The organism is Streptomyces sp. NPDC088746, from assembly GCF_044751065.1.
Taxonomy (GTDB): domain Bacteria; phylum Actinomycetota; class Actinomycetes; order Streptomycetales; family Streptomycetaceae; genus Streptomyces.
The window spans coordinates 350,093-370,073 of record NZ_JBIVLA010000003.1; the positions used below are offsets into that span (position 1 = coordinate 350,093).

At 70.6% G+C, this 19,981-nt stretch carries 12 protein-coding genes; 5 read left to right on the plus strand and 7 right to left on the minus strand.

Annotated elements, in window-relative coordinates; all coding sequences use genetic code 11:
- Positions 1–26: 26 nt before the first annotated feature.
- The 4 genes from ACIP63_RS16055 to ACIP63_RS16070 form a co-directional block, all read right to left on the minus strand.
- A complete protein-coding gene (locus ACIP63_RS16055; protein WP_401515906.1) occupies positions 27–1,070 on the minus strand; it encodes an ABC transporter permease in 1,044 nt (347 codons plus the stop codon).
- The gene (locus ACIP63_RS16060) at positions 1,067–2,065 is read right to left on the minus strand and encodes an ABC transporter permease (protein WP_401515909.1); all 999 of its coding nucleotides are present in this window, start codon (positions 2,063–2,065) and stop codon (positions 1,067–1,069) included. Before ACIP63_RS16060 ends, ACIP63_RS16055 begins: the two co-directional genes overlap by 4 nt.
- Positions 2,062–3,669, minus strand: a complete 1,608-nt coding sequence (locus tag ACIP63_RS16065) for a sugar ABC transporter ATP-binding protein (RefSeq protein WP_401515912.1) — start codon at positions 3,667–3,669, stop codon at positions 2,062–2,064. The genes ACIP63_RS16060 and ACIP63_RS16065 overlap by 4 nt, the downstream gene beginning before the upstream one ends.
- 103 nt (positions 3,670–3,772) lie before the next feature.
- Positions 3,773–4,858, minus strand: a complete 1,086-nt coding sequence (locus ACIP63_RS16070; RefSeq protein ID WP_401515914.1) for an ABC transporter substrate-binding protein — start codon at positions 4,856–4,858, stop codon at positions 3,773–3,775.
- A 490-nt stretch (positions 4,859–5,348) separates the two neighbouring features.
- On the opposite strand from ACIP63_RS16070, the gene ACIP63_RS16075 reads away from it, so the two are divergent.
- Together ACIP63_RS16075 and ACIP63_RS16080 are read left to right on the plus strand one after the other, a co-directional pair.
- Complete coding sequence (locus tag ACIP63_RS16075; protein WP_401515917.1) at positions 5,349–7,778, plus strand: RICIN domain-containing protein; 2,430 nt, start codon at positions 5,349–5,351, stop codon at positions 7,776–7,778.
- 71 nt (positions 7,779–7,849) lie between these two features.
- Complete coding sequence (locus ACIP63_RS16080; RefSeq protein WP_401515919.1) at positions 7,850–10,198, plus strand: AbfB domain-containing protein; 2,349 nt, start codon at positions 7,850–7,852, stop codon at positions 10,196–10,198.
- Positions 10,199–10,242: 44 nt separating this feature from the next.
- Here ACIP63_RS16080 and ACIP63_RS16085 read toward each other — a convergent pair whose 3' ends face one another.
- Positions 10,243–11,070 (minus strand): phytanoyl-CoA dioxygenase family protein, encoded by an 828-nt coding sequence (locus ACIP63_RS16085; protein WP_401515922.1) that lies wholly within the window; start codon positions 11,068–11,070, stop codon positions 10,243–10,245.
- Between the two features lie 218 nt (positions 11,071–11,288).
- On the opposite strand from ACIP63_RS16085, the gene ACIP63_RS16090 reads away from it, so the two are divergent.
- Entirely contained in the window at positions 11,289–12,308 is a 1,020-nt protein-coding gene (locus tag ACIP63_RS16090; RefSeq protein WP_401515925.1) for a LacI family DNA-binding transcriptional regulator, read from the plus strand.
- Between the two features lie 115 nt (positions 12,309–12,423).
- Here the strand turns inward: ACIP63_RS16090 and ACIP63_RS16095 are convergent, their stop codons facing one another.
- Entirely contained in the window at positions 12,424–15,750 is a 3,327-nt protein-coding gene (locus ACIP63_RS16095) for a LamG-like jellyroll fold domain-containing protein (protein WP_401515927.1), read from the minus strand.
- Positions 15,751–15,922: 172 nt separating this feature from the next.
- Positions 15,923–18,358: a GH92 family glycosyl hydrolase gene (locus ACIP63_RS16100; protein WP_401515930.1), complete on the minus strand. Its 2,436-nt coding sequence runs from the start codon at positions 18,356–18,358 to the stop codon at positions 15,923–15,925.
- Between the two features lie 179 nt (positions 18,359–18,537).
- Here ACIP63_RS16100 and ACIP63_RS16105 point away from each other — a divergent pair, with 179 nt between their 5' ends.
- Both ACIP63_RS16105 and ACIP63_RS16110 read left to right on the plus strand, forming a co-directional pair.
- Positions 18,538–19,314, plus strand: a complete 777-nt coding sequence (locus ACIP63_RS16105) for a VOC family protein (protein ID WP_401515933.1) — start codon at positions 18,538–18,540, stop codon at positions 19,312–19,314.
- A gap of 102 nt (positions 19,315–19,416) precedes the next feature.
- Complete coding sequence (locus tag ACIP63_RS16110) at positions 19,417–19,977, plus strand: quercetin 2,3-dioxygenase (RefSeq protein ID WP_401515936.1); 561 nt, start codon at positions 19,417–19,419, stop codon at positions 19,975–19,977.
- The last annotated feature ends 4 nt before the right edge of the window (positions 19,978–19,981 follow it).

Below are 19,981 nucleotides of genomic sequence, written 5' to 3' on the forward strand. Positions count from 1 at the left end.
GTCCGGCCTCGGCGGCCGGCTCGTCGTCAGGTGCTTCTGCGACTGCGCGCGAGATAGCGCTGGGCGACCACGACAACGATAAGGAAGCCGCCGCTGACGACCGACTGGTAGGAGGAGTTGAGCGAGCCGATCTGGTTGATCAGGTTCTGGATGACGGCCAGCAGCAGGACGCCCCAGAGGGTTCCGCTGATGGATCCGGCGCCGCCGATGAGCAGGGTGCCGCCGATGACGACGGCGGAGATCGCGTCGAGTTCCATGCCCACGCCGACGATGGTGACGCCGGAGGACAGCCTGGCCGCGTTGAGGGCGCCGGCGAGTCCTGCGAGCAGGCCGCTGAGGGTGTAGACGAGGATCTTCGTACGCGCGACGGGGAGGCCCATCAGGGTGGCGGCGTCGCTGCTGCCGCCCACGGCGAAGAGGGTCTGCCCGAACGAGGTGCGCTGCAGGACGAGCCCGCCGGCGCCGAAGAGCACGAGGGCGATGACGATCGGGTAGCCGAAGCCCCAGACGCTGCCCTGGCCGAGTTCGCCGAAGGCGGAGTCCTTGGGCACCAGATAGGTGGTGGCGCCCTCGTCGGTCAGGGCGAGCAGCAGGCCGCGGGCGCCCAGCAGCGTGGCGAGGGTGACGATGAAGGGCGCCATGTTGCCCCGGGCGATCAGGAAGCCGTTGAGCAGGCCGATCCCTCCGCAGACCACGAGGGGGAGCAGGAGCGCGGCGAGGAAGCCGTACTGCGAGGCCCAGGCGGCGAGGACTCCCCCGAGGGCGAAGACCGAGCCGACGGACAGGTCGATGCCGCCGGTGATGATGACCATCGTCATGCCGAGTGCGACCACGGCGAGGAACGAGGCCTGGATGGTGACACCGCGGGCGTTGTCCAGGGACGCGAACGTCGGGTAGATGAACGAGGCGGCGATCACGACGGTGAGCAGGACCGCGAGGACGCCCTGGCGTTGCAGGAGTTCCGCGGCGCGCTGCCGGCCGGTCTGCTCGGGGCCTGCGGCGGGAGGGGCCTTGGGCGCTTTCGGCGCGGCCGGGGCCGGGGCGGCGGTGACGGGCTTGGTTTCGTTCATCGGGACCGACGCTCCCGGGCGACGTAGACGGCGGCGATGATGATGGCCGCCTGGGCGATCTGTGCGGTGGAGTCGGGCAGGTCGTGCTTGACGAGCGTGGCGCGCAGGAGCTGCATGAGCAGGGCGCCTGCCACGGTGCCGAGCACCCGGACGGAGCCCCCGTTGAGGGGTGTGCCGCCGACCACGACCGCCGTGATGGCGGAGAGTTCCATGAGCGTGCCGAGCGAGGACGGGTCACTCGCGGTCAGCCTCGCCGTGGCGAGGATGCCGGCGAGCGCCGCGAGCACCCCGCAGAGGACGTACACGCCGATGAGCACCCGCTTGACGGGCAGCCCGGCGAGCGCTGCGGCGGAGCGGTTTCCGCCGACGGCGACGATCTGCCGGCCGAAGGTGGTGCGCTGCACGAGGAAGGCCACGGCGAGGGCGAGTATTCCGGCGATCCAGACGACGAGCGGAATGCCGAGGAAGGAGCCGGTGCCCAGCGACAGCAGGTCGGGGTTGACGATCTGCTTGAGCTGGCCGTCGGCCATGACGAGGGCGAGCCCGCGGCCTCCGACGAAGAGCGCGAGCGTGGCCACGATGGGCTGGAGCCCGACGAGCGAGACGAGAGCGCCGTTGACGGCTCCGACGACCGCGCCGGCCAGGAGGGAGACGACCAGTGCGGGTACGAGCCCGTAGCCCAGGTACAGCGGGAGGAACGCGGCGGCGAGCGCCATGGTCGAGCCGACGGACAGGTCGACGCCCTCGGTGCCGATGACCAGGGCCATGCCCAGGGCGACGATGACGATGGGGGCTACCTGGACGAGCTGGGTGCGGAAGTTGTCGGCGGTCATGAAGTGGTCGGTGAACAGGGCGTTGAAGAGCAGCACCACGGCCACGGCCATGTACACGCCGTAGCGCTGGTACCAGGCGGGGTCACGCAGCCGGGCCAGGGGGCTCACGGGCTTGCGGGGCTTGTCGCTCTTCGCGGGCGGGGCGACGGCGGTCTGGGTCATCGGGGGTCCTCCTGGGCGGCCGGGGCCCGGTCCGCCGGCTCCGGTGCGTGGTCGGCGAGCACTTCGAGCAACCGGTCCTCGGCCACGTCGTCGCCCGACAGCTCACCGGCGACCGCTCCGCCGCGCAGGACGACGATCCGGTCGGCGCCCTCGATGAGCTCCTCGATGTCGGAGGAGATGAGCAGGACGGCGAGGCCTTCGCGGGCGAGGTCGTCGATGAGGCTCTGGACCTCGGCCTTGGCTCCGACGTCGATGCCCCGGGTGGGTTCGTCGAGCAGCAGGACCTTGGGCTCCAGGCAGAGCCAGCGGGCCAGCAGGACCTTCTGCTGGTTGCCGCCGGAGAGTTCCCCGACCTTCTGCTCGGGGCTCGACGCCTTGATCCGCAGGCGCTTCATGAAGATGTCGACGATCCGGTCCTGCTTGGCGCGCGAGACGACACCGGCTCGGGAGAGGCGGGGCATGGCCGCGAGGACGATGTTCTCGCGGACGGAGAGGCCCGGCACGATGCCTTCGGCCTTGCGGTCCTCGGGCAGCAGGCTGATGCCGGCCCGGATGGCGGCGGCCGGGGTGAGCCGCTTCAGCGTGGTGCCGTCGACGGTGAGTTCGCCGGCGTCCAGGGGCAGGGCGCCGGACAGCGCCTTGGCCGTCTCGCTGCGTCCGGAGCCGAGGAGGCCTCCGAGGCCGAGCACCTCGCCCGCGTACAGCGACACGGATATGTCGTGGAGCTGGAGGCGGCTGGAGAGTCCGGTCGCGGTGAGTACGGGGGTGCGGGCCGCCTCGTGGCCCTCGGCCGCGAAGTTGGTGACGCCGGAGCGGCGCACCTCGGAGAGGTCGCGGCCGAGCATCATGGACACGAGCTGCATCCGGTCGAGGTCGGCGAGCTCGCCGGTGTGGATGTGGCGCCCGTCGCGCAGGACGGTGACGCGGTCGCAGATCCGGTAGAGCTCGTCCATGCGGTGGCTGACGTAGAGGACGGCGATGCCCTTGTCCCGCAGGTTGCCGATGACGCGGAAGAGGGTCTCCACCTCGCGTGGTTCGAGCGAGGAGGTGGGCTCGTCCATGATGACGACCTGCGCGTTGACGGAGACCGCCCGTGCGAGGGCGACCATCTGCTGGGTGCCTACGCCGAGCGTGTGCAGGGGGCGCCGGGGGTCGACGCGTACGCCGAATCCGTCGAGCAGTTCGCTCGTCTCCCGGTGCATGCGGGAGAAGTCGATGAGGCCGAACCGGTTCCGCGGCTCCCGGCCCAGGAAGATGTTCCGCGCCACGCTCATCAGCGGGACGAGGTTGACCTCCTGGTAGATCGTGGAGATTCCGGCCTGCTGCGCTTCGAACGGCCGGGCGAACCGGACCGGTTCACCGGTCATCCGCAGTTCGCCGCCGTCGGGCCGGTACACACCGGTCAGCACCTTGATGAGGGTGGACTTGCCCGCGCCGTTCTCCCCGACGAGTGCGTGGGTCTCCCCCGCGCGCAGGGAGAAGCTGACGTCGTCGAGGGCGACGACACCGGGGAACCGTTTGCTCACGGAGCGGGCTTCGAGCACGGTGGGGGCGATGCCTGCGGCCGCCTCCTGTGCCTGCGGTACTGCTTCGGGTGGTGCCATGGGTCTTCTTGGCCTTCCGCTGTCCAAGGGTGAGGGCCCGGGAGCCGCCGTGGCCCGGTGCGAGCGCCACGGCGGCCGGGGGCCCGATGCGTTCAGGAGCGGATCAGAACGCCCCGCCCAGCGATTCCTTGGCGTTGGTCTCGTCGTAGGCGCGGTCGGTGATGATGACGTTCTCGGGGATCTCCTCGCCGCCGTAGAACTTCTGGGCGGTCGCGAAGGCCAGCGGGCCGAAGCGGGGGTTGGACTCGATGACGGCGTTGTACTCGCCGTTGACGAGGGCCTGCACCGCGTTGCGGGTGCCGTCGACCGAGACGATCTTGACGTCCTTGCCGGGCTTCTTGCCGGCGGCCTTCAGCGCCGTGACGGCGCCGAGGCCCATCTCGTCGTTCTCCGCGTACACGGCGGTGATGTCGGGCTTGGACTGGATGAGCTGCTCCATGACCTGCTGGCCCTTGTCACGGGCGAACTCGCCGGTCTGCTGGGCGACGATCTCGATACCGGGCGCCTCGGCCTTGATCTGGTCGACGAAGCCCTTGGTCCGGTCCGTGGTCACGTTGTTGCCGGAGGCGCCGAGCAGGATCGCCACCTTGCCCTTGCCGTCCGTCGCCTTGATCATCGCGTCGGCGGCCCGCTTGCCCTGCTCGACGAAGTCGGAGCCGAGGAAAGCCACATAGTCCTTGCAGGCCGTGGAGTTGACCTTGCGGTCGATGGTGAGGACGGGCACCTTCTTCGCCGCGGCGGCCTTGAGCGCCGGCTCCAGACCGTCGGAGTTCAGCGGCGCGATGATGAGGAACTGGGCGCCCTGGGAGAGCATGTCCTGGATGTCGCTGATCTGCTTGGACAGCTGCGACTGCGCGTTGGTGGTGAGCAGCTTCTTGACGCCGATCTTCGCCGCCTCGTCCTTGATCGACTGGGTCTCGGCGATACGGAACGGGTTGGCCTCCTTCTCCGACTGGGAGAAGCCGACCACAGCGTTCTTGAGGTCGATCTTGGGTGCGCCGTAGCTCTTCAGCGAGCAGCCGGGGCCTGATGCGGCCTCGGGGGACTTGGCCGCCTGTGCTCCCTGGCTGCTGTCACCGCCCGCGCTGTCCGAGGTCTCCGACTTGGAGCAGCCGGAAACGGCCAGCGTGGCGGTGGCGGCGATCAGGCAGGCCGCGGCGAGGGTACGGGATCGACGCTGGATCATCATGCGCGGGACGCTCCTTGGCGAGGTGACGGCACACCGTTCGGCGTGCGGTCGGGCATGGCGGGACGATGCGTCAGCCGCTCGGTGGCGGATGACGCTGCATCCCTCACAACCCGTTCCGAGCTGCGGAAACTGTGGTCGTGAGGGCTTGTGCGGCCTCTCGGCGGCTCGGTTTACAACGTTATATAGGCGAGGCGCCGCAGGCGGCAAGAGAGTTGTCGATGCGTTTCCAAAATGTGTCGCCCCAGGGTGCGCGCTCGCCCCCGCGGATCGCCGGGCCGTTTCCGTGCCAGGTACCGCACCAGGTGCTGCGCCACCTCTGGACAGCGGCTTGACCGCGTGCTGTCATACCGCCGACATCAGTTTTCCAACGTTGCACATGAGGTGTCGTCCCGTCAGCTGCGGACGCGACGCCCACCTTCGCCATGCGCCGGCCTGCCCGGGCCGGTCCCCCACCCCCTGTCCGGCAGAGCAGAAGCGGAGTCCCCACACGATGCCCTTGAACCGCAGACACCTCATGACCGGTGCGCTGGCCAGCGTCGCCGCCACCACGGCCGTCGGCCGCTGGGCCACCACGGCGACCGCCGCCGAGGGCGTGAGGCCCGCCGCACGAGGGGGTCACTACTCCCCCAACGCCGCACCGCTGCACCCGACCGCCTTCCTGAAGCTGCCGCCGGGGCGTGTCACCGCCGGGGGCTGGCTCGTCGGCCAGCTCCGCCTCCAGCTGGACGGCCTCTGCGGGCGCTACGAGGAGTTCTCGCACTTCCTCGACTTCGAGAACTCCGGCTGGGTCCGCCCCGACCGGGGCGGCTGGGAGGAGGTCCCCTACTGGCTGCGCGGGTACACGGATCTGGCGATCGTCACGGGGGACGCGAAGGCGCTGGCCGCCGCGCGCCGGTGGATCGACGCGATCCTCACGACCCAGCAGTCCGACGGCTTCTTCGGCCCGAAGGCCCTGCGCACCTCGCTGAACGGCGGCCCCGACTTCTGGCCGTTCCTGCCCTTGCTCCAGGCGCTGCGCTCCTGGCACGAGTACGACGGGGACAACCGGATCATCCCGTTCCTCAGCAGGTTCTTCCGCTACATGAACGCGCAGGGCCCCGGTGCCTTCGACACCAGCTGGATCGCCCTGCGCTGGGGCGACGGTCTCGACAGCGTCTACTGGCTGTTCAACCGCACCGGCGACGCCTTCCTGCTCGACCTCGCCGACAAGATCCACCGTTACGGCGCCGACTGGGGCGACAACCTGGTCAACCCGCACAACGTCAACATCGCGCAGGGCTTCCGCGAGCCCGCCCAGTACGCCCTGCGCAGCGGCTCACCGCAGGACACGCGGGACACGTACGGGACGTACGCCAAGGCCATGGACGCCTACGGGCAGTTCCCCGGCGGCGGATTCGCCGGGGACGAGAACGCCCGGCCCGGTCACGGGGACCCCCGGCAGGGCTTCGAGACCTGCGGAATCGTCGAGTTCATGGCGAGCCACCAGCTCCTCACCCGGATCACGGGCGACCCGCTCTGGGCGGACCGCTGCGAGGAGCTGGCCTTCAACTCGCTGCCCGCCTCGCTGGACCCGTCGGGGAAGGCGATCCACTACGTCACCAGCGCCAACAGCGTCGACCTGGACAACGTGCCCAAGCGGGACCGGCAGTTCCAGAACGGCTTCGCCATGCAGGCCTACCTGCCGGGCGTCGACCAGTACCGCTGCTGCCCGCACAACTACGGCATGGGATGGCCCTACTTCGTCGAGGAGCTCTGGCTCGCCACCCCGGACGGCGGTCTCGCCGCGGCGATGTACGCGCCCTGCGCGGTCACCGCGAAGGTCGCGGACGGCACGGAGGTCACCTTCACCGAGGAGACCGGCTACCCGTTCACGGACACGGTCACGCTCTCCCTCGCATCCCCGAAGACGCTGCGCTTCCCCCTGGTCCTGCGCGTCCCCGCCTGGTGCGACGAGCCCGACATCAGGGTCAACGGGCAGCGCGTCACCGCACCGGCCGGCCCCGCCTTCACCCGGATCGAGCGGACCTGGTCCGACGGCGACCAGGTCACCCTGCGCCTGCCGCAGCGGACCACCGTGCGCACCTGGGCGGACAACCACGGCTCGGTCAGCGTGGACCACGGCCCCCTCACCTACTCCCTGCGCATCGGGGAGTCGTACGAACGCATCGGGGGCACCGAGCAGTTCCCGGAGTACGCGGTCCACGCCACCACTCCCTGGAACTACGGCCTCGTCCTGGACGGCGCGCGGCTCCCCGCGCTGCGCCGACGCTCCCCCGGCGACAACCCCTTCACACTGGAGGGCACCCCGCTCTCCATGACCGCCCGCGCCCGCCGCATCCCCGAGTGGAGCGCCGACGACGAGCACGTGGTGCGGCCGCTCCAGCCGAGTCCGGCACGCAGCACCGAGCCGGTCGAGGAGGTCACGCTCGTCCCGATGGGCGCGGCGCGGCTGCGGATCACGTCCTTCCCGACGGCGGACCCGGGCGCGAGCCCGTGGCTCGCGGACCGGTGGTACCGGGTGGCCAACCGGAACTCCGGCAAGGTGCTGGGCGTGGACCTCATGTCCACGGCGAACAGCGCCCACGTCGTGCAGTTCGCCGACACCGGGACCGCCGACCACCTGTGGCGGCTCGTGGCCAACGGCGACGGCTGGTACCGCATCCGCAACCAGCACTCGGGCAAGGTGCTCGGCGTGGACCTCATGTCCACGGCGAACAGCGCCCACGTCGTCCAGTACGACGACAACGACACGGCGGACCACCTGTGGCAGCTCGTGCCGGACGGGGACGGCTGGTACCGCATCCGCAACCGCAACTCGGACAAGGTGCTGGGCGTGGACGGCATGTCCACCGCCGACAGCGCCCACGTCGTCCAGTACGACGACAACGGGACCGCGGACCATCTCTGGCAGCTGCTCTGAGAGGCGGTCCGCCGACGTGCCACCCCCGCGCCGGCCGGCGCGGGGCTCCTCCTCATGAAGGAGCACCTGGAATGCGATCCGCACCCGCACCGCGCCGCAGTACCTTATGGAGACGGTTGACCGCCGGCAGCGGCCTGCTGGCACTGCTCGCCACCGCACTCGTCGGGGCCGGCACCGGCCCGGCCGCCGCCGCGCCCACGGCCTGGTCGCCGAAGCCGGCGCCGATGACGACGCCCTGGACCGGTCAGGTGTCCGTCGACAATCCGCTCCCCGAGTATCCGCGCCCGCAGCTGACCCGCCCCGACTGGGCCAATCTCAACGGCATCTGGGACTTCGCGGTGACCGGCCGCGACGCCGGGCAGCCTGCGGCGTTCTCCGAGCAGATCAGGGTCCCGTTCGTCGCGGAGTCCTCGCTCTCCGGCATCAAGCGCAAGATCACCGAGAACGACAAGCTCTGGTACAAGCGCACCTTCACCGTGCCGTCGGACTGGAACGGCCGCCGCACCGTGCTCAACTTCGGCGCCTCCGACTGGCAGAGCACCGTCTGGGTCAACGGCACGCAGGTCGGCGCCCACAAGGGCGGCTTCGACTCGTTCTCGTACGACATCACTCCCCAGCTCAACGGCGGTACGAACACCGTCGTGGTCTCCGTGTACGACCCGACGCAGACCGGTGGCCAGGCCGTCGGCAAGCAGCGGATCAACGACGTGAACCCGCATCCGGGCGGCGGGATCTTCTACACCGCGGCCTCGGGGATCTGGCAGACGGTCTGGCTGGAGCCCGTCGCCGCGTCGCACGTCACCCGCCTGGACATGACCCCGAACCTCGGGAACAGCACCCTGCGGGTGAAGGTGCAGGCGGCGGCAGCGGCCGGCCGGAGCGCGAGGGTCACCGTCTCCAGCGGTGGCACGGTCGTGGGTACGGCGACGGGCGCCCCCGGCGCGGACATCTCCGTACCGGTGCCCAGCCCCCGGCTGTGGAGTCCGGACGACCCGTTCCTCTACGACGTACGCGCCGAACTACTCGACGGGGCGGCCGTGGTGGACACGGTGGGCAGTTACGCGGGCATGCGGTCCGTCGGCATCGCGAAGGTCGACAACATCCTGCGCCCGGTCCTCAACGGGAAGTTCGTCTTCCAGACCGGGACGCTCGACCAGGGCTACTGGCCCGACGGCATCTACACGGCGCCCACCGACGCCGCTCTGAAGTCCGATCTCCAGGCGCACAAGGACCTCGGCTTCAACATGGTCCGCAAGCACATCAAGGTCGAACCCCAGCGCTGGTTCTACTGGGCGGACAAGCTGGGGCTCCTCGTCTGGCAGGACATGCCCGCGATGGACACCGGGAAGACCCCCGACGCCGCGGCACGGACCCAGTGGGAGGCCGAGTACCACGCGGTGATCGACCAGCACCGCAGCTCGCCCTCGGTGGTCATGTGGGTGAACCAGAACGAGGGCTGGGGGCAGTACGACCAGGCCAGGATCGCCGACGAGGTGAAGGCGTACGACCCGTCGCGGCTCGTCAACAACATGAGCGGGGTCAACTGCTGCGGTTCGGTGGACGGCGGCAACGGCGACGTGATCGACAACCACATCTACGTCGGCCCCGGGAACACCGCCCCGACCGCGACCCGGGCCGCTGTCCTCGGCGAGTTCGGCGGACTGGGCTACAAGGTGCCGGGCCACGAGTGGTATCCGGGCGGCGGATTCAGCTACGAGGACCAGGCGAGCCTCTCCGCCCTCGACAACCGCTTCGTGGGCCTCCTCGACGCCATCCGCGTCGGCCAGCTGCCCGCCGGGCTGTCCGCTTCGGTCTACACGGAGATCACGGACGTCGAGAACGAGGCGAACGGGCTGCTCACCTACGACCGCCAGGTGGTCAAGGTGGACACCGCCCGGGTGAAGGCCGCCAACCAGGCCCTGATCCAGGCGTCGAAGACTCCCCCGCCGCCGGTCACCCTGCCCACCGGGAACAGGTCGCTCAGGGTCACCACTCCGGGGCACACGAACAAGTACCTGCGCCATTCCGAGGAGCTCGCCTACACGGCCGTCGTCGACAGCGGCAGCAACGCGCTGCTGAAGAACGACGCCACGTGGAAGGTCGTCACCGGCCTGGCGAACAGCAACTGCTATTCGTTCGAGTCCCGAAACTACCCCGGCGAGTACCTTCGCCACCGGGACTTCCGGGTCCGCCGCGACGCGAGCGACGGCTCGGCCCTCTTCAAGGCCGACGCCACCTGGTGCGCGGTGGCGGGTCAGGGCGGCGTACGGCTGTCGAGCGCCAATCTGCCCGGCAGCTATCTGCGCCACATCGGCTCGGAGGTGTGGCTGGCCACTCCGGGCGGCGGTCACGCCTGGGACAACGCGGCGACCTTCACCGAGGACACGACGTGGGCGGTGGACGCTCCCTGGGCGCCCTGAGGTGAGCCGTCGGGCCCGGCGGGCGGCCGCCGGGCCCGGTGGTGTCACGCGTCGCCCATGACCAGGCCCTCGATCGTGTGCTTCTGCACGATGGGGGTCAGCTCCTCCACGACCGGGCAGTGCAGGTGGGCGCGGACCCGCCCGGGCAGCGACGCCCAGTATTCCCTGGTCACCGCCATGTCGTGCTGCGCGTCGTTGCCGGCCCCCGGTGCGTCGATGCCGAGCACCAGGACGGGCCGGGCGTCGGGTGAGTGGTTGGCCGTCCCCCGGTGGATCGTCAGGGCGGAACGGGCCGAGACGTCCCCACGCCTCGGGTACTTGCGCTCGGCGAGGGAGGCGTAGCGCGGGTAGGAGCCGCGGGGCGGGAACATGCCGTGGCCGAAGCGCGGGTCGTCGTCCCACTGGGTGCCCGGAGCGATCTCGAACGGCCCCATGTCCTCGCGCGTGTCCACGGCGGTGAGGTTGAAGGCGAGAGACGTCAGCCGGCGCCGGTGCCGGGTGGCCTCCGGCATGGGGAAGTCCCGGTGCCAGGGCTGGTTCACCGCTCCGGCCAGCGGGACGTCGAAGCCCAGCTCGACGATGCGGTAGTCGGCCCCCAGGACGGCCTCGGCCACCCCACGCACCCACGGATGGTCGACGAGGTCCACGAAACCCCGCAGCTGCTCGGGGTGTATCTCCACGTAGAAGCGGTGCGGTCCCCGGCCGACCGCCCCGCCCTCGCGCCCGCGCGCCTCGGCGAAGGCCTTCTCGATGTCGTCCCGCATCGCGTCGGCCCACTCCGGGGTGAAGGCACCCCGGCACGCGGTGATCCCGGCCGTGTACAGATCCTGGACGGCCGAGTCGAGGTTCGGGGCGAGGGAGGTCTCGGGCATGGCAGTGGTCCCTTCAACGGCGGGAAGCGGGCACAACAGGCCGGCGCAGGCGCGGTCTCGCTCTCCTGCGGCCTGTCGACGCGCCCATATTGCAACGTTGCAGACAACGTGGCAAGAGGGAGCACACGATGTCGGGCGGCGGGCCTGTTACGGTGCACAGCGCAGAGGGCACGGTCCGCCGACCGCCCCGCGGGCAGAGGGACGGGAGCGCACCGGCTGTGGCAGCGAGACTCAAGGACGTCGCCGCACTCGCCGGCGTGTCCGTCAGGACCGTCTCCAACGTCGTGAGCAACGCCGCGGCCGTCGCCCCGGCGACGCGCGCCCGGGTCATGGCCGCCGTGGAGGAGCTGGGGTACCGCCCCAACCTCGCCGCCCGCAATCTCCGGCAGGGGCGTACGGGCCTCATCGGGGTCGTCGTGCCCGAGATCCACTCCCCGTACTTCGGCGCGCTGACGGGCCTTCTCATCGACGCGGCGCAGGAGCGCGGGTGGACGGTGCTCCTGGAGCGGACGGGAGGGCGGGCCGATCTGGAGCGGCGTCTCCTGGACGGGTCCGAGGGCCACCAGGTCGACGGGATGATCATCAGCCCGTGGTCCACGTCTCCGGCCGGTCTGGCGTCACTCGCCGGTGGCCTGCCGCTGGTCGTCCTGGGCGAGCTGGAGCCGGACGGGTCCATCGACCATGTGGCCCTGGACAACGTGGGGGCGGCGCGGGATGCCGCTCGTCATCTCGTCTCGCTGGGCCGTCGCCGCATCGCGGCGATCGGACTGCAGTCGGGGCTGGGCCACGGGACGGCCGAGCTGCGTGCCGAGGGCTTCCGGCAAGGGCTGCGGGAGGCCGGTCTGACTCCGGTGGCCGAGGTGGAGGTGGCCGACCTGCACCGGGCCGAAGGGGCGCGGGCTCTGCGGGAGCTGCTGGAGGCGCCCGGTTCCGTCGACGCCGTCTTCTGCTTCAGCGACGAACTGGCCCTCGGGGCACTGCGCGTGGCGGCCGAACAGGGCGTGCGGGTGCCGGAGGACCTGGCGCTCATGGGGTTCGACGACATCGAGGACGGCCGGTTCGCCGCCCCCTCCCTCACCACGATCGCCCCGGACCGGGAGCAGATCGCCGAACGCGCGGTGCAGTGCCTGACCGAGCGTGTCCTGGGGAGGTTCGAGGCACTGGCCGGCCGCAGGATCGTGGTCCCGCACCGGGTGGTGCCCCGGGAGAGCACCGGAGCCGCGGTCTCACCGGTGTGACGACCGAAGCGCGCGCCGCGCCGACAGGTTGAGCGGCGGGACCGGGTGGCAGCGCGGAGCTCCCGGCAGCGCGGCGCGTGCGCGCGTTGCCGGGAGCGGTCTCGCGGGGTGCCCCTTACGGCTGTTCGCCGTCGTGGAGCGCGGTCACCTCCTGGTCGGTGAGCGCCTTGTCGTACACCTTCACCTGGTCGACGGAGCCGTTCCAGAAGTCGGTGTTGCCGCCGGACCACTTGGCGCGGCCCACGGACAGCGCGCCGCTGCTGACGTCGGCGCTGCCGGCCGCCGCGGTGGACGCGAGCTTGCCGTCGACGTACAGCTTGATCTCGTCACCGCTGCGTACGCCGACCAGGTGGTACCACTGGCCGAGCTCGGGCTTGATCTCCAGCCGGGCGCGGTGGGCGCCCGGGGTGGAGAAGGCGAACCCGCCCTGCCCGTACTGGAGGTAGAACGGGTTCTCCTGGCGCCGGCCGTCCTGGCTGACGACGGTGCCGTAGTTGCCCGGAAGCGCGTCGAGCGACGCCCAGGCCGACACGGTGTAGTCACCGGTGGTGTCGACGACCGGGCCGTCGGTCTGCGCGTACTGGCCTTCGCCGTTGAACTTGAGCGCCGAGCCCTGCACTCCCGGTGCCCAGGATGCCCCCTCGGAGAGGGTGAGGTCCTTGTGGTTCGGGCCGCTGTCGGCGGCCTTGGTGCCCGTGTTCTCGTCGAGGGACCAGGCGCCGCCGCCCTTGACCTCGTCCCGCTCGCCCGCTGCCGCGCCGGCGGCGATGACCTCCTGGTTGATCTTCCGCACCTTGGCGGCGTCGACCTTGATCTCCCGGCGGTCGTACGTCCAGAGGCCGTTGAGCTCGTTCTCCAGGTCGGTCACCTGGGTGTAGATGGAGCCGGAGAGTTCGGCGCCGGCCGCCTCCAGGTAGTACGTACGGGTGTTGTCGACGTACTTGGCGGTCAGGGCGTCCTTGTCCGCGACTCCGCTGTAGATCGCGGTGGGGGCACCGGGCCACATGTGGCCGGGGATCCGCAGGGTGAAGCCGCCGTGCTCACCGTCCATCGCCGCACGGGTCTCGTCGGGGAAGGCCGGGTCGGTGTTGTTGTAGTCGTGGTGGTCGATGATGTCGCCCTTGCCGGAGTCGCCCTTGGAGTTGCAGCAGTTGACACCGCTGTGGGCGCTGACGACGCGCGAGGGGTCGGCGGCCTGGACCTTCTCGGTGATCTTGCCGGTCTCGGTGCGGTCCCACTCACCCCAGCCCTCGTTGAAGACGATCCACGCACCGATCGAGGGGTAGTTGTGCAGCTGCTCCATCATCTCGGCGCCCTGGTCGAGGAAGGCCTTCTGGCCCTTCTCGCCGGTGAGGTTGCCGGAGACGAAGTCCTGCCACACCAGGAGACCGAGCTGGTCGGCGTGGTAGTACCAGCGGGCGGGCTCGACCTTGATGTGCTTGCGGACGGAGTTGAAGCCGAGGTCCTTCTGCGCCTTCAGGTCGAAGACGAGGGCGTCGTCGCTGGGCGCCGTGTTCAGACCGTCGGGGTAGAAGCCCTGGTCCAGCTGGGCGAGGGAGAAGAACGGCTTCCCGTTGAGCACCAGCTTCTGGTAGCCGCCAACCTTCGCGACGCCGAAGGAGCGCATGCCGAAGTAGCTGTCGACGGTGTCCTTGGAGCGGCCGTCCTTGAGGGTGACCTCGAGGTCGTACAGGTACGGGTCGTCCGGGGTCCACAGGTGCTGCTTCGCGACCGGCAGGCTGAGCTCGCTGTTGGCACGGCCGGTGACCGTGCCGACGACCTTGCCCTTCTTGTCGCGGGCGACGGCGGTGACACGGGCGGACTCCGAGGCGTCCTCGGAGTTGACCGTCAGGGCGAGCCGGCCCTTGTCGATGTCCGGCGTGGTCGTCAGGGAGTCGACGGCGGCCGGGGCGACGGGCTCCATCCAGACGGTCTGCCAGATACCGGAGGAGGCCGTGTAGAAGATGCCGCTGGGGTTCGAGGACTGCTTGCCCGTGGGCTGGTCGGCTCCGGTGGTGTCGGTGACCGCGACGACGATCTCCTGGGGGCCGCCACCCTTGACGGCGTCGGTGATGTCGGCGCTGAAGGCGGTGTATCCGCCGGTGTGCTCGGCGACCTGCTTGCCGTTGACCCAGACCCGCGCCTGGTAGTCGACGGCGCCGAAGTTGAGCTTCAGGCGGTCGTCGTCGCCCCGCTTGCCGACCGACCAGCTCTTGGGCACGGTGACGAGCTTGCGGTAGAACATGTGGTCTTCGTGGCGCTCGAGTCCGGAGAGCTGTGACTCGACCGGGTAGGGCACGGTGATGCGCTCGTCGAGCTTCTTGCCGAAGACCGGCTTCTCACCCGCGGTGGCTCCGGCGAACTCCCACTGCCCGTTGAGGTTCTTCCAGTCGTCGCGCACCTGCTGCGGGCGGGGGTACTCGGGCATCGGGTTCTTGGGGTCGACCTTGTCGCCCCACGGCGTGGTGAGCCGGTGCGTGGAGAGGTTCTTCGCCCTGCGGCTGATCTCCGGCACGGTCTCGTCGCCGTTCTTCAGGCCGCCCTCGCCGTCGTAGACGACCTTGAGCTGCTGGCCCTTCTGGACTGCGGCGCCCAGGGTGACGACGAGCGCCTTGCGGTTGTTCGACGCCTTGGCGACCGACTTCACCGGCATCGGCGTCGTGTCCGCCTCGATGGTGAGGTGGTCCTTGACGTCCTTGACGCCGCTGACCTCGTGGTCGAAGGTCGCCTGCACCTCGAGGCCGTTCTCCGCGACGGTCAGCCCGACCGGGTAGACCTCGAAGTCGGACGGCGGGGTGAAGGCCGACTCGGGCACGATCTGCTTGGCGAGCTTCGCGCTCGACCAGCGCAGGAACATGTTCGCCCCGCCGGTGTCCTGGAACATCTCCAGCCGGAACGTGTGCGCCTCTCCGGCCTTCAGCGCGACCGGAGCGCTGGTCTGCTCCTTGTCCCAGTCCGGCTCCCAGTGGTCGATGACCGCCTTGTCGTCGATGAAGAGCCGGAAGCCGTTGTCACCGATGGCGGAGAAGGTGTAGTCACCCGTCTCCGGGGCCTCGATCTGTCCCGTCCAGCGGGCGGTGGTGTGCTCGGTCTGCCCCGTGGCCGACTCGAAGGCACCGGTCAGCCCGGGGAAGTTGATGTCCGGGTCGAGCGCGGTCGCGCCGAGCTTCGCGAAGTCGCGGGCGCCCGGGGCGGACATGGCGAAGTACTCGCCCTTGAGACCGTGCACCTCGGTGGAGGGGTCCTCCTTGGAGAACGCCGAGGCGGTGGCTGCGTCGGCCGCGGGAGCCGCGGAGGCGGCCGGGACCAGGGTGGCCCCGAGCGGGAGCAGCAGCGCCGCCGTACAGGCGAGTGATCTGAAAAGCGTGCGGGGGCGGGCTAGTTGTCGTATCAAGGCGTCGTCCTCGTCGAAGAAGCCGGAGTGCCCCGAACCGCGGAGCACTGCACATAGTCGAACATTGAGCCACAGCCTCAAACAGCTGACAACGGTCGTGCACGCAGAATTTTCAACGATAGAAAATTGAGACCCCTCCCGCCCTCCACGCCGGGCAGGCGGAGCCCGGTGGGCGGCGTCGCGCCGCCCACCGGGCTCCGGGCCGGGGCCGGTTGGTGCGTTACCGCGGAAGACCCGCAGGTCCGGTGGCCCAGGACGTGTTCGGCCGGTCGGCGAGCCGGTAGGTCAACGACCCCCCACGGGTGACCAGCCGGGCGTCCGTCCACGACCTGTCGGCCGTCCGTCCGTCGACCTTCACCGCGTCGATGTACGGATGTGTCGCATCGGCCTCAGGGGCGCTGATCCGGATGTCACCGCCCTGCGGCCGGTCCAGCACCGCGGCCGGGAACAGCGGCGCTCCCAGCAGCATGGTGGCGCTGCCGGGCGTCTGCGGGTAGAGGCCGAGGGCCGAGAAGACGTACCAGGCCGACATGGTGCCGAGGTCGTCGTTGCCGGGCAGGCCTCGCGGGCCGGTCCCGTAGACGGTGTTCACGATCTCCCGTACGGTCTCCTGGGTCTTCCACGGCTGCCCCAGCGCGTTGTAGAGCCAAGGGGCGTGGATACCCGGCTCGTTGGTCGGGTCGTAGCGCAGCGCGTCGCCGCCCTTGACCGACCAGGAGCCGTCCGGCTTGTGGAAGAAGCCGTCCAGCCGCCCGGCCGCCACGTCCCGGCCGCCCATGGCCTCGGCCAGCCCCTGCACGTCCTGCGGGACCATCCAGGTGTACGTGGCACTCGTGCCCTGTGCGAAGCCCCGGTCGCTGCCCGGGCTGAAGGGGGTCACCCAGGAGCCGTCGAGGTTGCGTGCCTGGATGTAGCCGGTGGTCCCGGCGCCGTCGCCGGCCTCGGGGTTGAAGACGTTGCGCCACCAGAGGCCGCGCTCGTCGAAGGCGTCGGCCTCCTCGTCGCGCCCGAGCAGCCGGGCCCACCGGCCGAGTGCCGCGTCGGCGACCGCGTCCTCCAGCGTCTCGGCGGCACCGCCCCAGCAGTGGCAGACGTCCTGGGCTGCGTAGTGGGACTCCAGGTACTGGGCGAGATTGGGCCGCTGGCCGGTGCACTGGCCGGGACATCCCGCGTCGGAGAGGCCGTCCGGGTGGGGCACCGTGGCCTGCCGCGCCAGGGATTCGAAGGCGCCCTCGTAGTCGAAGTTGCGTACGCCCATCGCGTAGAACGTGGCGAGGGTGGCGGCCGTGGGATCGCCGGTCATCACGTGTGTGGCGCCGTTGACGTGCACCCAGCGGTCCCAGACGCCGCCGTCCTGCCGGGCGAAGTTGTAGAGCGACTGCGCGAAGTCGCCCGCGATCCTCGGTTTGAGGAGGGCGAGGAGCTGGATCTGGGCGCGGTACTGGTCCCAGCCGGAGAAGTTGCTGTACTGGGCCTTCTGACCGTGCGTCACGCGGTGCGGCTTGCCGTCCATGCCCGGGTAGCGGCCGTCCCTGTCGCTGATCAGGTTCGGCTGCATCAGCGAGTGGTACAGCGCCGTGTAGAACGCGGTGCGCTGGGCGTCGCTGCCGCCGCCGATGCGCGCGGAGGCGAGCTCGCGGTCCCAGGCGGCGGATCCCGCCCGGGCCACGTCGTCGACGCTCGCCCTCGGGGTGATCTCCTGGCGGAGGTTGGCCTCGGCGCCGGCCTGGCTGACGTAGGAGATCCCGATCCGCATGCGGACGTCGTCGTCGGCCGCGGTGTCGAAACCGACCCAGCCGCCGGAACCACGCCCGGCACGGTCGGCCCCGGTGGCGTATCCCTCGCCACCGCTCCCGCTGGTGGCGCCCGGCGCGAGGGTTCCGTCCCGCCAGGTGCCCGTGGTGGAGAAGGCGCGGTCGAAGGAGGCGCTGAAGTAGAGCCGGTAGTAGCTCTTGCGGTTGTTGGTACCGCCGTTGGCGCGCCTGCCGCAGAACGCCCCGGTGAGCACCGAACCGGTCACCTTGCGGTGGGCGGTGTCGATCTCGATCTCGGCGTCCTCGCTGCCGTTCAGGGAGTTGGACACCCGGAAGAGCAGATTGGCGGGCTTGCCCGCCGGGAAGCTGAAGTCGGCCACTCCGGCACGTTCGCTGACGGCCAGGTCCGCGGTGGCGCCGGAGTCCAGCCCGACGGTGTAACGGCCGGGCACGGCGCGCTCGTCGTCGTGCGAGAAGCCGGACGCGTAGACGGCGTCCTTCGTGTCGGCGGAGGGCGAGGAGGTGACGTCGCCGACGAACGGCATGATCGGCACGTCGCCCGCGGCGCCGGGGTTGCAGCCGGCCCCGTTGACATGGGTGAGGCTCAGCCCGCGCATCCGGGTGACCCCGTACTCGTAACCGTTGGCCGCCCCGGTGCTCGTCTGGTCGCCCGTGGTGCTGGTCGGGGACCAGGCGATCATGCCGTACGGGCGGACCGCGCCGGGATAGGTGTTGCCGCCGTTCGCCGTGCCGATCATCGGGTCCACGTAGGCGGTGGGGCGCGCGACCAGCGCGTCGGCCTCGGCGGCCGGCGGCATGACGGCGCCGGCGAGCGCGCCGGTGAGGGCGATCGCGGCGGCCCGTGCGGCGAGACGCCGGGCCGGGGACGGTCTGGAGGGCATGTTCTCGGATACCTCCGACAGAGGGGGACAACGTTGTCAGCACCGTTCGGACCACGGCGCCGCAGCGTTGATCGATTCGCGGCCGAGCGTAGGTGCCCGCGGCGCGCCAGGGAATGCCGCGGACGGATCCGACCGGTGAACGAGTGATGAACGGGACCCCGGAACCACGCTTTGACACGATGGAGACCGCCGTCACAGGCACCGAGCCACAGCAGAGGAGCACCGTGATCCGCTGGACGTACGCCTTCATCGACCGGCCCGCAGCGGCCGCCGGCCGCGCCGCCGCCTTCTGGAGCGCGGTCACCGGCACCCAGGTCTCCACGCCGTGGGGAGAGCGGGGCGAGTTCACCACCCTGCTCCCGGACGGAGCCGACGCCTGCCTCGCGGTGCAGGCGGTGGGAGGTGAGGGCGGGGCCCATCCCGATCTGGCGGTGGACGACATGGCCGCCTTCACCGCACAGGCCCTTCGGCTGGGCGCCCTGGAGGAGGCCCGGCACCCGGAGCTGACCGTCCTGCGCTCCCCCGGCGGCCAGCCCTTCTGCGTCGTGCCCTGGCGGGGGCAGCGGGCGCGGCCGCCGGTCCTCACCGGTCCCGGCGGCGCCACGAGCAGGCTGGACCAGCTCTGCCTCGACGTGTCACCGGCAGCGTTCGACGCGGAGGTCGCGTTCTGGGCGGCGCTGACCGGCTGGGACGCGCGCCCGGGCGACCACCGGGAGTTCCATGTGCTCCGCCCTCCCGAGGACCTGCCCGTCCACCTGCTCGTCCAGCGTCTGGTGGAGCCCCGCCGCGCCTCGGCGCACCTGGATCTCGCCTGCTCGGACCTGGTGGCCGACAGGGCGCTGCACGAAGGGCTGGGCGCCGAGTTCGTGCGGGACGGCGACGGCTGGACGGTGATGCGGGACCCGGCGGGCGGGGTCTACTGCCTCACCGGACGCGACCCCGTGACCGGCGAGTAGAGCGGGGCTGGTCCGCCCGCCACCCGGGGCGTCCGCTCTTCACTCCGCCTGAATCGTCAGGTAGCCTGACGGTTCAGTCGGAGCCGATCCCGGAGGTTCGCCATGACCATGGAGTACGCCACCCAGTACCGCACCCGCTCCCACATCCCCCCGGAGCCGGGCAAGCCGTATTTCATCGAGAAGGGCATGGGCGACCGGGCCCACCTCTTCGGTGACCTCGTGACCGTCTACGCCGGTGGCGAGCAGACCGAGAACGCCTTCAACTTCTTCACCGTCGAGGGGGTGAAGGGCGACATCATCCCCGCGCACATGCACACGGACACCTACGAGGTCTTCTACATCGGCAGCGGCGCGGCCCGGCTCTTCGTCGAGGACCAGGAGGGTGAGCAGTACGAGAAGCTGCTGACCACCGGCGACTTCGGTTTCGTGCCCAAGAACTGCCCGCACGCCTACCGCATCGAGCGCCATCACAGCCAGATCATCGGGGTGGCCGCGGGGCCGGGCGGCACCTTCGAGCGCTTCTTCGAGAACCTGGGAACGCCGACCGAGGAGCTGACCCTGCCGCGCGAGCCGTACGTCCCCGAGCCGCAGAAGTTCGGCACGGTGCCGGAGCAGTTCGACGTCCGCTTCATGCCCGGCCAGCAATGGTGCACCCAGGACTGACCAG

Excerpts from the sequence above, each read along its gene's own strand:
- ACIP63_RS16055 (WP_401515906.1), bottom strand. The coding sequence starts at position 1,070 with ATGAACGAAACCAAGCCCGTCACCGCCGCCCCGGCCCCGGCCGCGCCG.
- ACIP63_RS16060 (WP_401515909.1), bottom strand. The coding sequence starts at position 2,065 with ATGACCCAGACCGCCGTCGCCCCGCCCGCGAAGAGCGACAAGCCCCGC.
- ACIP63_RS16065 (WP_401515912.1), bottom strand. The coding sequence starts at position 3,669 with ATGGCACCACCCGAAGCAGTACCGCAGGCACAGGAGGCGGCCGCAGGC.
- ACIP63_RS16070 (WP_401515914.1), bottom strand. The coding sequence starts at position 4,858 with ATGATGATCCAGCGTCGATCCCGTACCCTCGCCGCGGCCTGCCTGATC.
- ACIP63_RS16075 (WP_401515917.1), top strand. The coding sequence starts at position 5,349 with ATGCCCTTGAACCGCAGACACCTCATGACCGGTGCGCTGGCCAGCGTC.
- ACIP63_RS16080 (WP_401515919.1), top strand. The coding sequence starts at position 7,850 with ATGCGATCCGCACCCGCACCGCGCCGCAGTACCTTATGGAGACGGTTG.
- ACIP63_RS16085 (WP_401515922.1), bottom strand. The coding sequence starts at position 11,070 with ATGCCCGAGACCTCCCTCGCCCCGAACCTCGACTCGGCCGTCCAGGAT.
- ACIP63_RS16100 (WP_401515930.1), bottom strand. The coding sequence starts at position 18,358 with ATGCCCTCCAGACCGTCCCCGGCCCGGCGTCTCGCCGCACGGGCCGCC.
- ACIP63_RS16105 (WP_401515933.1), top strand. The coding sequence starts at position 18,538 with ATGGAGACCGCCGTCACAGGCACCGAGCCACAGCAGAGGAGCACCGTG.
- ACIP63_RS16110 (WP_401515936.1), top strand. The coding sequence starts at position 19,417 with ATGACCATGGAGTACGCCACCCAGTACCGCACCCGCTCCCACATCCCC.